The organism is Prochlorococcus sp. G4PB17, assembly GCF_059772445.1.
The window spans coordinates 1,670,733-1,684,878 of the sequence record NZ_CM186288.1; the positions used below are offsets into that span (position 1 = coordinate 1,670,733).

Consider the following 14,146-nt stretch of genomic DNA (forward strand, 5'->3'; position numbering starts at 1 on the left):
TCATTTTTGATTCTAGTAATGAGTTATATCTAATTAGTTTTGAAGGAATTAATTTTCTTTGTCCACAATGTTTTCATTTGAAGACTCGTCTTCAGCCATTGCATTTTTGATTTCACGTTCAAACTCAGTTGAGGCGCTTTGGAGGCCTTTGAGAGTTTTGCCAATCGTTCGCCCAAGTTCTGGAAGACGTTTTGGTCCAAAAATAACAAGTGCTAATCCAGCAATAACAGCTATTTCTGGCAAACCAACCCCAAAAATATTCATGGGCGAAACTTAACTATTCAGAATTTAATCAATTCAGCCATTCCAGTCGACTGAAAAACCTTGTAGAAGAAGTGATTGGTTATAAATTTGAAGCATAATCACTAAAAATACTAGTAATAAAACTCCTATGAAGGCCATTACTGGTACTGCTCCCCAACCTGGTACAACCTTTCCTTGTCCAGAATTGCCGATAGATTTCAGCAAAGATCCAAGTGCTGTTTTTTGTCCCATGTCGTTTTTCTAAGCTCAGATTTGTATGAGTCCAAATATTGTATGAGAACTTGTCCAAAAGAAGAAGAGACTGTAGAAACTTGTGATGGAATGTTCTAAAAAGTGATGATATTTGAGAGATTTCTTCTGAAATTGGACAAAACTCTACGAAAATTACAAATTCTATTAACAAAAAAGTGAAGGATTTTTAGAGCTTGAATAAAAAAAAATGGATCTTTCTATAAATAATCCCTGATTTCATTGGTTTTTTAAGCTTTCTCCAAGGATGAATTTTTTTCTTGTTTCCAAACGTCTGTAACACCTTTGGTTTTCTGATTGGACTTATTGACTTCATAGGATTAGGTTTAATGCCTAATTAGTTGGTTCGTATTCATGCTTGCCCTCAAGATTTCCGTCTATACGGTCGTCTTTTTCTTTGTCGGGATCTTTTTGTTTGGTTTCTTGGCAAGTGATCCAACAAGGACACCAAATAGAAAGGATTTAGAAAGTCCTCAGGACTAATAATGACACGCTAATTACTGGACTAAAAAAACTCCTGTAATTGCTTTATTAAGTATCATCCATTCGTGGCTTAACTAAATTGGCGGCGAATGGCAAATATCGATTGGTTTTAAGCCTTGGATTTCTTGGGCTTAGTTCCTTACTGTCGTTATTCGAGAATGCGATAGGGAAGGAAAATTTTTTTGAAGGTCCTTATAAGACTAAACAATATAACTTTTCCGTTGGTTCTCTAGTTGATAGCTCTAAAAAAATATCTTTAGAAAATATAACTGCAAAAAAGAAAGAAAATATATTTTTAACCTTGAAAATTTTTTCAGATAAACAATATGATTACGATCAAAATATGTTTCTGGCTGAGGGGAATGTAAAGGCTCTAATAAATGGGGGGTTATTAAGATCGGACTCATTAAGCTACGACAAATCAACTGGTATTTTATCTGCTGAAGGCAATATTAGATTCAGCAAAGGAGGGCAATATTTTAGAGCTAAACAATTTAATTATAATCTTTTAAAGAAAGAGGGAATCATTAAAAACACATATGGGATTTTAGATTTGAAAAATGTAATAGATGATTTAAATATTGATAATGGTTTAAATCAAAATCAAGCTAATAATAAAGAAATAAATACTTATGATGATGGAATAGAATTTGCTTTTGGAAGTATTAAATTACCACAAAATAAAGTAACTAGATCTAATAAATCAATTGGTTCAATTAATAATTGGAGATTTAAATCTAATTTAATAAATATTAAGGAGAGTGGTTGGGAATCTAATAGAATTATTTTTACGAATGATCCATTTGATCCTCATCAAATCTCTTTTGAGGGAATAGATGTTATCGCAGAAGAAGAAGATGATAAATTACTTATTACTAGTTCTAAAACTAATTTAATTCTTGAGAATAGAACAAAGATTTTTTTAGGTAAAAGAATGTTTGGAGATAAAAAGAAAAAGAGAAGTAAATTTCAATTTATATTCGATGGTAAAGATCGTGATGGATTAGTTTTGGTAAGAAGAAGTAATACCAAAAAATTAAATAATAATATAGAACTTCACTTTCAACCTCAGTTTTTAATTAACAGAGCTATTTTAGGTAAAACTTATAGTTATAAAAATAGTAAAAATAAAAATATTAATTTCTCTGATTTATTTGGTTTAAATTTAAATCTAAAAGGAAGTGATGTGAATTGGAATTTTGAAAGTCTTAATGATTTAAGTACATTTAACTCTTCTAGGTTTTGGAGTTCTGTAAGGAATTCAAATACTTTAAAAAGGTATTTTAGAATGCCTATTTTAGAAGACTCAAGTTTTAATATCTTTAGTACTTATAGATCTAGAGCTTGGAATGGAACAATTGGTGAAACTGAGATTAAATCTGCATATGGAGGCTTTATTGAAAAGACAAAGTTTTTTACAACTGGTGATGTGAAAAATAACTTAAATATTCGAATAGGAACAGCTAAATACGAAGCAGAAAAATTCGAAAAAAGTGAAATGATTAGTCTTTGGCGTTCTAGTGCTTTTGTTTCTTTAGATAGTGAATATCAAATATGGGAGAGTAATCTAAAAAATATTCATCAAAAGCAATCAACATCTTTATCTCCTATCCTGATTAAACCTGAATTAGTTTTAAAAACTAATGTTAATTCAGCTTATTTTAAATATGAGGATGCTAGTGATCAAGGCTTTCTTAAGCTTAGTCTTGGTCCTGAAATTAGACTTGGAAATTTAGAGAGAGATTTTCTAGATTATACAAAATTTTCAGTTATGCCCGGTGTGAAAATTAAATTTGGAAACAGTCCATTTAAGTTTGACAATGCAATAGATTTGAAAACACTAAATATAAGTTTAATGCAACAAATATATGGACCTTTAATGGTTGATTTCATTTCTAATTTAAATATTGACAATAGTTCCAAAAGTTATGGAGAATATTATGATACAAAGTTAGGCCTTTTATGGCATAAAAGAGCATACGAGTGGGGAATTTACTATCATCCTAATAATGATGCAGGAGGTTTATATTTTCGTATAAATGGATTTAAATTTGGTAATTCTGTAAACGAAGTATTTTAGAATTCTTTTTTGAAATTATTTAGATAAGGTAGATGATTGACTGTATTTTTGACTTTTTCTTCTGCATCTAATAGTTGAGAAGTTGCATCCCATTTCCCTGAAAAAAGCATCTTGTAGGCCCCGCTATCAAGATAGAGTTTGAAAATTTCTTTTTGATTAGAAATTGAAAGTCCCTGAAGATTAAAATCCCAAATTTGATCAGAGTTTTCATTAATAGAGGTTTGTAATTTAGTAATTTCTTGTTTTGAAGCCGTCATGCAAGGTATGCCAAGTGCAAGACAATTACCAAAGAAAATTTCAGCGAAGCTCTCTCCTATAATTAATCTAATACCCCATCTCATAAGAGCTTGTGGGGCATGTTCGCGACTTGAACCACAGCCAAAATTATCATTAACAACAAGAATATTGGCTCCTTTATTTTGTTCGAGATCAAAGGGATGATTCCCTTTGAGCTCTTCTCTGTCATCTGCGAAGACTTGTTCTCCTAACGCAGAAAAACTGACACATTTGAGAAATCTTGCAGGAATAATTCTGTCAGTATCAATATCATCGCCTTGAATTACCAAGCCTCTACCCTTAATTGCTTTGATTTCACCTTTTGGGAATTCCTGTTTCATTGATCGAAAAAGTTATTTGTAGTTTTATTCTTGGAGTAATTTTCTTACATCAGTAACCTTCCCATTGATTGCAGCAGCAGCAACCATGGCTGGACTCATCAATAAGGTTCTTCCATTTGCAGAACCTTGCCTCCCTTTAAAATTCCGATTACTTGAGCTGGCACTTATTTGTCTTCCTTCTAACTTGTCTGGATTCATTGCAAGGCACATTGAACAGCCTGGTTCTCTCCATTCAAAACCTGCGTTTAGGAATATTTGATCTATCCCTTTTTGCTTGGCCTCTTTAGCAACCTTTTGAGAACCAGGTACAACAAAAGCTCTAATTCCAGCAGATACTTTCCGACCTTTTACAATTTTTGATGCTTCCTGGAGATCACTTAATCTTCCATTCGTACAGCTACCTATAAAGCAAACATCAATTGATATTCCTTCTATAGGTTGCTCAGCTTCCAGATTCATATATTTGCATGCATCTTTAGCTATTTGTTGTTCATTTTTTGGTAGTTCTTCTGGATTTGGGATTTTTTCTTTGATTGAAATACCTTGACCCGGAGTTATCCCCCAAGTAACTGTGGGTTCTATAGATGATCCATCCAATTGAATCTCATCATCAAATATGGCTTCTGAATCACTTGCTAAACTTTTCCACCAACTAATAGCGTTATCCCATTCTTGACCATTAGGAGAACATTCTTTCCCTTTAAGATATTCAAAAGTAGTTTCATCTGGATTGATATATCCACATCTTGCACCCCCTTCAATAGCCATATTGCAAATAGTCATTCTTCCTTCCATTGAAAGTTTTTCTATAGCAGGACCAGCAAATTCATAGGCAAATCCCACCCCTCCTTTGACTCCAAGCAAACGGATGATATGAAGAATGAGGTCTTTGGCATAAACTCCCTTTTGTAATGAGCCATCTACCCATATTCTTCTTACTTTTAATTTTTTCATCGCCAAACTTTGACTTGCTAAAACATCTCGAACTTGACTCGTTCCAATGCCAAATGCAATTGCTCCAAATGCTCCATGCGTTGAGGTATGTGAATCTCCGCAAGCCACAGTCATCCCAGGTTGGGTTAGACCTAATTCGGGAGCCATAACATGAACTACTCCTTGAGAATTGCTTCCAATCCCATGAAATTTTATTCCATGAGTTTTGCAGTTTTTTTCTAAAGTGGTCAGCATTTCCTCTGCGAGAGGATCACTCAAAGGACGCTGCTGATTTATTGTTGGAACTATATGATCGACAGTTGCAACAGTTAGATTAGGAAATTTTACTTCAAGATTTTTTTCATCAAGAGCTGAAAAAGCTTGAGGACTTGTAACTTCGTGAATTAAATGAAGACCAACAAAAAGTTGCGTTGATCCTCCAGGTAGTTCTTTTACCTGATGGAAGTTCCAAACTTTGTCGTAGAGGGTTCCAGAACTCAACTTTCAAATCCAACAATTAGGACTTAATTGTCCATGATTATAGATAAACGTAATCTATCAAGAGCATTTAAAACGCTTAATTTTTGAATATCTTCTCTTGTCTTATTAGATCCAAATCTTTCCTCCCATGTGATGAGAGTCCCTGGACCCTTAATACAAAAGTTGACTAGACCAACTGGTTTTAATTCACTTCCTCCAGTAGGCCCTGCAATTCCACTGACAGATATTGCCCAGTTAACTTTGAATTTTTTTTGGACCCCTTCTGCCATTGATTCAACTACTTGCGTTGAGACTGCTCCATAGGTATTAATTAATTCCTCAGGGACGCCTAATATTCTTTGCTTGATAGAATTGTTGTATGCGATGACGCCTCCATAGAAAATTTTTGAAGATCCAGGAATTTTTGTAAGTTTAGAACCTATTCCACCTCCGGTGCATGATTCTGCAACAGCAATTGTCTCTTTTCTTTTCAGTAATAATTTAAATACTAATTCTTCAAGAGTTACGTTATCTACCCCAAAGCATTTTAACCCAGTGATTTGAGTCAGCTCTTTTTCAATAGGTTTTATCAATTTATTAGTCACTTCTAAGTTATCTCCTCTTGCTGTGATTCTTACCTTTACTTCTCCGGTGCTTGCATAAGTTGCAATAGTAGGGTTTTCTGCTTTGAGTAAATGTGTAATTTTGTCAGCTAATAATGATTCACTTATACCCGCGAAATGTAAAACTTTGCTAGATATAATTTTTTTCGAGAAATTATTATTAATTAACCATTTTTTTGCTTCGTTAATCCACATTTCTTTTAGTTCACTTGGAACCCCAGGGAAAGTAAGAATTGTAAAATTATCCTTTGGATTCCATATGATTCCAGGCGCTGTGCCTGATGTATTGTTTATTATTTTAGAACCTTTTGGGACTAAGGCTTGCTTCTTTTGACTTTGAGAAAGCTTGCGATCCTTATTTCTTAATTTGTTTTTCAAGCCAATCAAAATATCATTTCTTTGTTCTAGTGGGGTGTTAAAAGCTTCAGCAATTACCTGCGTTGTTATATCATCAGGTGTGGGTCCAAGACCACCAGTTGTTATTAGAATTTCAGATCGATTAGATGCCTCAAGTATTGCTTCTTTTAATCTTTCATGGTTATCTCCGATAACGGTTTGTCTGAAATGTGGAATACCTAAAACTGCTAGTTGTTCGGCTATCCATTGAGAATTAGTATTAACAATGTTGCCTAAAAGTAGTTCACTTCCAATGCATAAAACCTCTGCTCCAAAATTATTTTTATTGTTAAGGTTGATTTCTTTAAATGTTTTCACTATATAAAGGAAACTTATTGCAAAGTTCACATACTTTTTTGATTGATTCTTCCTTTATTTTTTCATCGTTAGGGTTAAGTAGTCTATCTGCAATGATATTTCCAACATCCTCAAAGGCTTGTTCATCAAACCCCCTAGTCGTAAGAGCTGCTGAACCTAGCCTTAGCCCACTAGTAACAAATGGAGATTCGGGGTCAAAAGGTACAGTGTTTTTGTTTGCGGTTATTTTGATATCACTAACCAACTGATCAGCAACCTTCCCTGTCATGCCAATACTTCTAAGGTCAAGAAGAACAATATGATTATCAGTCCCTTTGCTGACAATGGAAATACCTCTTCTTTGAAGTTGATTAGAGAGAACTTGTGCATTTGAGATGACTCTTTGGCTGTAGAGCTTGAATGTGGATTCAGAAGCTTCTTTGAATGCCACAGCCTTCGCGGCTATTACATGTTCTAAAGGACCTCCTTGGGTGCCTGGAAATACTGCCTTATCAATCTTTCTCCCAAGCTCTTCATCTTTTGAGAGGATTAGCCCCCCTCTTGGCCCTCTAAGAGTTTTGTGAGTGGTTGTTGTAACAACATCACAATATGGTACTGGACTTGGGTGAAGACCACTTGCCACTAAACCGGCAATGTGAGCAATATCAGCTAATAAATAAGCCTTTACTTCATCAGCTATTAATCTAAAAGCTTGGAAGTCAATTTTGCGTGGATACGCAGAGAATCCACAAATAATTAGTTTGGGTTGATTCTCAATTGCTTTTTTTCTGATTGCATCCATATCGAGTATTTCGGTCGTTTTATTAACTTCGTAATGGCATGTTTTAAACCATTTGCCACTTACATTTACAGGGGAACCATGCGTGAGGTGACCTCCATGGGATAGGTCCATCCCCATGATTGTGTCACCAGGCTTAAGAAGGCTTAGAAAAACTGCAAAGTTAGCTTGCGCTCCGCTGTGTGGTTGGACATTTGCCCAGTTGGCGCCAAAAAGGTTTTTTGCTCTCTCTATTGCTAACTGCTCAATTCCATCAATGTATTCACACCCTCCGTAATAACGTTTGTTGGGGAGACCTTCAGCATATTTATTTGTTAGGACTGATCCCTGCGCTTCCATTACTGCCTTTGAAGCGAAATTCTCACTTGCAATAAGTTCTAAATGAGTTTCTTGTCTTGATAATTCATTGTTTATTAATTTCGCAATACTTGGATCACTTTCCATCAAAGAAGATTTAATAGTCACTTTATTCTTTTATTTATGACCTGATAGTAGGCATATGTTTAGTCTAATGAGAAAAAACTTTCTCTTATTTTCGAGTTATATAAGGATTTACAAATTTTTTAAACGCGCCTGGAGAGATTCGAACTCCCGACCCTCTGATCCGTAGTCAGATGCTCTAATCCGCTGAGCTACAGGCGCCTAAAAAAACAATATCAGATTGTCTCCCAAAGAATAGGAAAATATGTTTGTATCTATGCCTCAAAATTCATTGAATTGCGATATTGAGACTTAAAAAGTTATTTTTGTATTAATTTTTTTTTGAGATAGTAACCAATCTCTATATAAGCTCGATGTTAATAGAAAAAACTATGTTTTAATGTCCAATTCTATCGATTCTTCGCAAATTAATGAGCTAGCGCTTTCAATAGCTGACAGATTATTTATCCAAGTTGGAAATTGGAACCTTTACCTAGGGGATGCAGGCCTTGCAAAGGACTTGGCCATTGAATGTCAGGCTAATTTTGTACAAGGTGCAAATTTTGCAGCTAAAAAAGGTCTGGAAGCGATTCAAGTAAAACTTGGCGGAGGTAAAACGATTTTGCCATTGTCAAAATTAATTCCACCAAATCAATTTTTTGACCTTGAGGAGATTTTAGAACCCTATTGCAGATAAGATTTGATCAATTGCTTTGTTATCCTTGCTAATCATTCAGGTGACTAATGCTAGAGAGGTTGTAAGGCAGCGAATTGGTCGATTAGGAGAGAGACTTATAGGTAAAGTTGCTGATGCTGATTCTCAGGTTGAAAAGGAATTAATGAAAGAGATGGAAATAGCTTTTCAAGAGTTTGGTATTGAAGCAAGAATTCTCTCAGTCAGTGGAGTGAAAACTGATGATATGAACTGTTTAGAAATCCCACTTAAAGTTAGATCAGAAAAAGATGTTTTTCTTAAAGACGAATAAATTTCTCTTTTAAAAACTTATTTAAGCTTCCAACATTATCAACTTTAAGAATAATTGCTAGAAAATAGAATATAATAAAACTAATTCCAGATGACATTATTATTTTAAATAATAAATTAAAGAAACTATCGGGTAAATATATTATTTTAAAAATAAAAAATGAACTAATACCAGAAATTAAACCAATTAAAATAATTCTAAGATTTTGAGATACTATGGTTGATAATTTCAGGTTATCTAATTTGTTGTTTAATTTGAATAGTAAAAGCATGCAAGCAAGTAAATTAACAAATGTAGTTGAATGAACTAAACCATTTACGCCTAAATTAATTGGAGATAGTTCTCCCCATGGACTTATTCCACCTATAAAAAACCAGTCAAAAAATAAATTTAATAATATTGCTATAATTGATATTTTAAATGGTGTCTTTGAATCTTCAATACCATAAAATACTCTAACTAATAGATCTCTTAAAAGATAAAAAGGCATGCCTATTCCATATGCAATTAATAGTTGACTGACAACATCTATGGCATTTTTATTAAATGAACCTCTTCCATAGATTAATATTACTATTGGGACAGATAGTGAAATAAATATCGAACCTAGAAATACCATCGAAGAAGTCGAAATAATTAATCCTTGATGTATTTTCTTGATCAATTTTAAATGATTTTCTCGAGCTCTTAAACTTACAAAAACCGGTAATAGTGGAATTAAAATAGAATTTGATATGATCCCCAGAGGAGCCTGAACTAAAAAGTTTGCGTAACTTAAAGCAGCTGCAGCTCCAACTATTTTTGATGCAAAGAATAAATCAGTAAGAACATTGATTTGCATCATTCCTGAAGCAAGGGAGGCAGGGGCAATCATTCTCCATGCTCTTTTAACTTCTGAATATTTTGTTTGTATTGAAAAATTTATAGTAAATATTCCTTTTTTAATGAGAAAAGGTATTTGAATTAAATATTGAGATAGAGCTCCTATAAATGTTGCCTTTGCGAGAATAATTCCCCCTCTCAAATTTAGTTCATATATATCAGCAGAAGTTTCTTTGTTTATCCAAAAATTTGATACATAAATTATAATTATTAGACTTGAAAGTAATGGAGATATAGATGGAATTAAAAATTCTTTTTTTACATTTAGAGATCCAAAACCTACACCTATTAGTCCAGATAAGAATATTATTGGAGACATTATTTTTAATTGGATGGATGCTATTTCTTTGATTTCTGGGCTTAAACTAGGTCCAACTAAATTAATCAATAGATCAGATGAAAAGAAAATAAAAAAACTTATTATTAATAGTATTACAGATACAATATTATTGATTGAACTTATAAATAAACTACTATCAACTTTTTTTTTATTTGCTAATAGTGTAACCATTGAGTTATGCAATGGCCCGTTAATGCCTCCTAAAAGAACTAAAAAAAATCCAGGTATAATATAAGCATAATTATATGCATCATATGCACCACTTATTCCGAAAGCAGCAGCAATGACTAATTGTCTTGCCAGCCCTCCAAATTTGCTTAATAAAGTTCCAACGCTTACGACGAAAGCAATTTCTTTGATTGTTTTCGTCATGTTAGATTTGAAAATAAAGAATTTTAATTGATTAAATTATTCTGCTTTTTAATAGGATTGCAATTAAGTGATTGACATTGGAAAAACTATTATTGAGTTTCCACCCTTAAGAGAGGGAATCTTAATCACGCGATATAAGAGATTTTTGGCAGATGTTGAGTTAGATAATGGAGAAATTGTTACAGCCCATTGTGCAAACACAGGGCCGATGAAGGGGATTCTCTGGCCTGGGGGCCGAGTCAGGCTTAAGTACTCTCCTTCTCCTAAACGTAAATTAGATTGGTCTTGGGAGCAAGCTGAGGTGCCAAGTCATAATGAGGAAGGAAAATGCTGGGTTGGAATAAATACATCTTTACCTAATAAATTGATTAGAAATTTAATTGAGGCAAATGGTTTAGAGAACCAATTTGGTTCAATATTAACTATCAAGACTGAGGTGGTTTATGGCATGGAAGGTAAAAGTAGAATTGACCTCTTGCTTAAACCAAAAACTCACAATATTGATAAAAGAGAGATATACGTAGAAGTTAAAAATACGACTTGGTGTGAAAAATCTCTGGCTTTGTTTCCTGATACTGTTACAACCAGGGGTCAAAAACATTTGAGGGAACTAATGAGTATTTGTACTAAATCAAGAGCAGTATTGATTCCTTGTATTAGTAGAAGCGATATGGAAATTTTTGCACCTTGTGATTTAGCAGATCCTACATATGGGAAATTATTTCGAGAGGCAATATCCAGAGGAGTAGAGGTTATTCCATGTGCATTTGGTTTCTTTTTAGACCACATCACTTGGGAAGGTGTTAAACCTTTTAAGGCCTCACAAAGTTAAAATAATCATAAAAGGTTGGTGTAGATCTATTGAAGCTAGTTAAGCTAGTTTTAATTATGACTTTTGATTATTAGGGCTTATATCAATTTGGAAAGTGAATCAATTCATTAGGAAAATGTGTCAATAACAACAAATATCTTTTAGCAAACTCTTTTTTTGTATCAACACCTACATCTTGTCAGTATCAGTTTCATTCATATTCATAAGTGTATAAATTTTGGATTAACTATCCAATTCTTTTTTTTTTCGAAGTAAGCATCATTTATGACCACTGCTTTGCAATCGCCTCCAAGGCGAAGTACTTCTCGTCTTCAAGACGCAAGTCTTTTAAACGGACCAATGCTTCTTCTCAGAAGCATTAAAGGTTTTAGAAGAAGTCAATCTTGGGCATGGCTAGCATCTGTCCCATTGGCACTATTGGGATTGGGTGTATTCACTTTTTCAGCTAGAGCTGAGGTTGCACTTTCAGATTTAACTGGACCTCAAGCTGCAGCATTCTTGGCAGATAACCTCTGGTTATTTATAGCCACAATCCTCGTTATTTTTATGAATGCAGGATTTGCAATGGTTGAAGCTGGTATGTGTCGCCAAAAAAATGCCGTCAACATACTCGCTAAAAATTTATTTGTTTTTTCTCTTGCTGTTACTGCCTATTGGGTTATTGGATATTCCCTAATGTATGGCGGTTCAGTTATTGATGGTTGGCTTTATTTCCAAGGCCTATTTGTTGATCCTGATCCTTCAGGTGCGTTAGAATGCGCCGCTGCTGGGGATACAGGTTGTCTTGTCCCTGCAGTGGATTTCCTTTTCCAATCTGCCTTTGCTGGTACTGCTGCAACCATCGTTTCTGGATTAGTTGCCGAGAGAGTCAAATTTGGTGAATTTGTCGTTTTCTCTATCGTTCTAACTGCTTTCATATACCCAATTGCAGGTAGCTGGCAATGGAATGGTGGTTGGCTTGCTGAACTTGGCTTTATTGATTTCGCTGGTTCATCTATCGTTCACTCTGTTGGAGGATGGGCAGGCCTTGTTGGAGCAATGCTTCTTGGGCCTCGTATAGGCAAATTTGTTGATGGCAAAGCGCAAGCTATGCCTGGTCATAATATGGCTATTGCAACTTTAGGAGCACTAATTCTTTGGATTGGTTGGTATGGATTTAATCCTGGCTCGGAACTAGCAATGGATCAATATGTTGCCTATGTAGCTGTAACAACAACATTGGCAGCAGCTGGTGGTGCAATTGCAGCGACAGTTCTATCTACTATCACATCTGGAAAGCCTGATCTAACCATGATCATCAATGGTATCCTCGCTGGTTTAGTAAGTATTACTGCTGGTTGCGGTAATATGACTTTTGCCGGATCTTGGTTGGCTGGAGCAGTTGGCGGATTAATCGTTGTACTTGCTGTAGCGGCTTTAGATTCTGCTGGAATTGATGATCCAGTTGGTGCTTTCTCTGTTCACGGAGTTTGCGGTGTTTGGGGAACAGTTGTTATCGGCCTTTGGGGCGTTGATGGCATGGATCCAGGTGCTGCAGGAATTGGCCTTCTCAATGGAGGAGGAATTAGCCAATTCTTCATACAAGCATTAGGTGCAGCTGCTTATGGCATATGGACTGTTGTGACATGTTGGATAGCTTGGCAAATTATTGGTGGTTTCTTTGGTGGCATCAGAGTTAGCGAAGCTGAGGAGATTCAAGGTCTCGACATTGGCGAGCATGGAATGGAGGCTTATCCTGACTTTGCTTCTAGCTAGTTTCCTTGTTTAGTTCTCTAACATTAAGCTTGAAAAAGCCCGGAATATATCTGGGCTTTTTTATTGTGGTTTAATAGTTAGAGAGTCCTATCAATTTGTTTAAAACTATTTAATTGAAATGGATACTCAAGCATTCAAGCAAACTCTTCATAAATCAGATCGATATAACAGGAGGGGATTTGGCTCTGCGAATAAGCGAGCTCAAGCACTGGCAGAGGCTTATCAAAGTGGATTGATTGGATCAATTAGAGATAATGGAAATGAATTGGAGCATGGTCGACTCAAAGTTAAAATTGCAGAGGCGTTTGGATTTTGTTGGGGAGTAGAAAGAGCTGTGGCAATGGCTTATGAGACTAGAAAGCATTATCCGAATGAAAAAATATGGATTACAAATGAAATTATTCATAATCCTTCTGTAAATGATCAGCTTAGGAAAATGGATGTACTTTTTATTACTGAGGAGAAAGGTATCAAAGATTTTTCAGGTGTAAAAGATGGAGACGTTGTAATACTTCCTGCATTTGGTGCAACCGTTCAAGATATGAAAATGCTTCACGATAGAGGCTGTCATATTATTGATACCACTTGTCCATGGGTTTCAAAAGTTTGGCATACAGTTGAGAAGCATAAAAAACATACATTTACCTCCATCATTCATGGAAAATACAAACATGAAGAAACCCTAGCCACTAGCTCCTTCGCTGGAACTTATTTAGTTGTATTTGATCTAGATGAAGCTAATTATGTAGCTGATTACATTCTTGGCAAAGGAAATAGAGAGGAATTCTTAAAGCGTTTTGCTAAAGCATCTTCAGCAGGCTTTGACCCAGATAAGGATTTAAAAAGAATTGGGGTTGCTAATCAAACAACAATGCTTAAAAGTGAAACAGAAGAGATAGGGAAATTATTTGAAAAAACGATGCTTAAACAATACGGTCCTGCTGAGTTAAATGAACACTTTTTAGCTTTTAATACGATTTGCGATGCTACTGAAGAAAGGCAAGGAGCAATGTTTTCTCTTGTTGATGAACCACTTGACCTGATGGTTGTTATTGGCGGCTATAACTCTTCAAACACTACACATCTTCAAGAAATAGCCGTTAGTAGAGGTATTCGTTCTTTTCACATTGATACTCCTGAGAGAATTGGAGAAGAGACAAATACTATTACTCATATGCCACTTGAAGGCGAATTAATTACTGAGAAGGAATTTCTTCCAGCAGGCAATATAAAAGTAGGAATCACATCTGGTGCCTCTACTCCAGATCGAGTAGTAGAGCATGTTATTCATAAGCTTATGAGAATAAGTGAAAAAGATTAATTAGGATAAGACACAAT

The 14,146-nt window shown here is 34.9% G+C and carries 14 protein-coding genes and 1 tRNA gene; 7 read left to right on the forward strand and 8 right to left on the reverse strand.

All coding sequences use genetic code 11. The features are described from left to right. Window positions 1-48: 48 nt before the first annotated feature. Together AC6EJB_RS09500 and psbH are read right to left on the reverse strand one after the other, a co-directional pair. Window positions 49-264 (reverse strand): TatA/E family twin arginine-targeting protein translocase, encoded by a 216-nt coding sequence (locus AC6EJB_RS09500; RefSeq protein ID WP_498491206.1) that lies wholly within the window; start codon window positions 262-264, stop codon window positions 49-51. A gap of 33 nt (window positions 265-297) precedes the next feature. Next, the gene (gene psbH / locus AC6EJB_RS09505; RefSeq protein WP_011294251.1) at window positions 298-495 is read right to left on the reverse strand and encodes a photosystem II reaction center phosphoprotein PsbH; all 198 of its coding nucleotides are present in this window, start codon (window positions 493-495) and stop codon (window positions 298-300) included. A gap of 372 nt (window positions 496-867) precedes the next feature. Here psbH and AC6EJB_RS09510 point away from each other — a divergent pair, with 372 nt between their 5' ends. Together AC6EJB_RS09510 and AC6EJB_RS09515 are read left to right on the forward strand one after the other, a co-directional pair. Further along, window positions 868-996 (forward strand): photosystem II reaction center protein I, encoded by a 129-nt coding sequence (locus AC6EJB_RS09510; RefSeq protein WP_011294252.1) that lies wholly within the window; start codon window positions 868-870, stop codon window positions 994-996. Window positions 997-1,075: 79 nt separating this feature from the next. Beyond that, window positions 1,076-3,076 (forward strand): DUF3769 domain-containing protein, encoded by a 2,001-nt coding sequence (locus AC6EJB_RS09515; RefSeq protein ID WP_498491208.1) that lies wholly within the window; start codon window positions 1,076-1,078, stop codon window positions 3,074-3,076. Here AC6EJB_RS09515 and AC6EJB_RS09520 read toward each other — a convergent pair. From AC6EJB_RS09520 to AC6EJB_RS09540, 5 genes are all read right to left on the reverse strand, one after another. Beyond that, on the reverse strand, window positions 3,073-3,693 hold the full coding sequence (locus tag AC6EJB_RS09520; protein ID WP_498491210.1) for a 3-isopropylmalate dehydratase small subunit: 621 nt from the start codon (window positions 3,691-3,693) through the stop codon (window positions 3,073-3,075). The genes AC6EJB_RS09515 and AC6EJB_RS09520 overlap by 4 nt on opposite strands. Window positions 3,694-3,717: 24 nt before the next feature. Next, the gene (gene leuC, locus AC6EJB_RS09525) at window positions 3,718-5,127 is read right to left on the reverse strand and encodes a 3-isopropylmalate dehydratase large subunit (protein WP_498491212.1); all 1,410 of its coding nucleotides are present in this window, start codon (window positions 5,125-5,127) and stop codon (window positions 3,718-3,720) included. A gap of 23 nt (window positions 5,128-5,150) precedes the next feature. Then, window positions 5,151-6,443 (reverse strand): competence/damage-inducible protein A, encoded by a 1,293-nt coding sequence (locus AC6EJB_RS09530; protein ID WP_498491213.1) that lies wholly within the window; start codon window positions 6,441-6,443, stop codon window positions 5,151-5,153. Next, window positions 6,430-7,665, reverse strand: coding sequence for a serine hydroxymethyltransferase (gene glyA, locus AC6EJB_RS09535; RefSeq protein ID WP_498493026.1), 1,236 nt, complete (start codon window positions 7,663-7,665; stop codon window positions 6,430-6,432). Before glyA ends, AC6EJB_RS09530 begins: the two co-directional genes overlap by 14 nt. Before the next feature lie 124 nt (window positions 7,666-7,789). Then, window positions 7,790-7,863 (reverse strand) — tRNA-Arg (locus AC6EJB_RS09540). 178 nt (window positions 7,864-8,041) lie between these two features. Between AC6EJB_RS09540 and AC6EJB_RS09545 the strand changes: the two genes are divergently transcribed. Continuing rightward, window positions 8,042-8,338, forward strand: a complete 297-nt coding sequence (locus AC6EJB_RS09545) for a DUF3181 family protein (protein WP_498491214.1) — start codon at window positions 8,042-8,044, stop codon at window positions 8,336-8,338. Window positions 8,339-8,363: 25 nt separating this feature from the next. Next, window positions 8,364-8,627, forward strand: coding sequence for a cytochrome-c oxidase (locus tag AC6EJB_RS09550; RefSeq protein ID WP_498493028.1), 264 nt, complete (start codon window positions 8,364-8,366; stop codon window positions 8,625-8,627). On the opposite strand, the gene murJ is transcribed toward AC6EJB_RS09550, so the two are convergent. Then, window positions 8,614-10,221: a murein biosynthesis integral membrane protein MurJ gene (gene murJ, locus AC6EJB_RS09555; RefSeq protein ID WP_498491215.1), complete on the reverse strand. Its 1,608-nt coding sequence runs from the start codon at window positions 10,219-10,221 to the stop codon at window positions 8,614-8,616. The two genes, AC6EJB_RS09550 and murJ, sit on opposite strands and share 14 nt — an antisense overlap. Before the next feature lie 67 nt (window positions 10,222-10,288). Here murJ and sfsA point away from each other — a divergent pair, with 67 nt between their 5' ends. From sfsA to AC6EJB_RS09570, 3 genes are all read left to right on the forward strand, one after another. After that, a complete protein-coding gene (gene sfsA / locus AC6EJB_RS09560) occupies window positions 10,289-11,053 on the forward strand; it encodes a DNA/RNA nuclease SfsA (protein WP_498491217.1) in 765 nt (254 codons plus the stop codon). A 264-nt stretch (window positions 11,054-11,317) separates the two neighbouring features. Beyond that, the gene (locus AC6EJB_RS09565; RefSeq protein ID WP_498491219.1) at window positions 11,318-12,808 is read left to right on the forward strand and encodes an ammonium transporter; all 1,491 of its coding nucleotides are present in this window, start codon (window positions 11,318-11,320) and stop codon (window positions 12,806-12,808) included. A 118-nt stretch (window positions 12,809-12,926) separates the two neighbouring features. Beyond that, the gene (locus AC6EJB_RS09570; RefSeq protein ID WP_498491221.1) at window positions 12,927-14,129 is read left to right on the forward strand and encodes a 4-hydroxy-3-methylbut-2-enyl diphosphate reductase; all 1,203 of its coding nucleotides are present in this window, start codon (window positions 12,927-12,929) and stop codon (window positions 14,127-14,129) included. Window positions 14,130-14,146 lie beyond the last annotated feature (17 nt).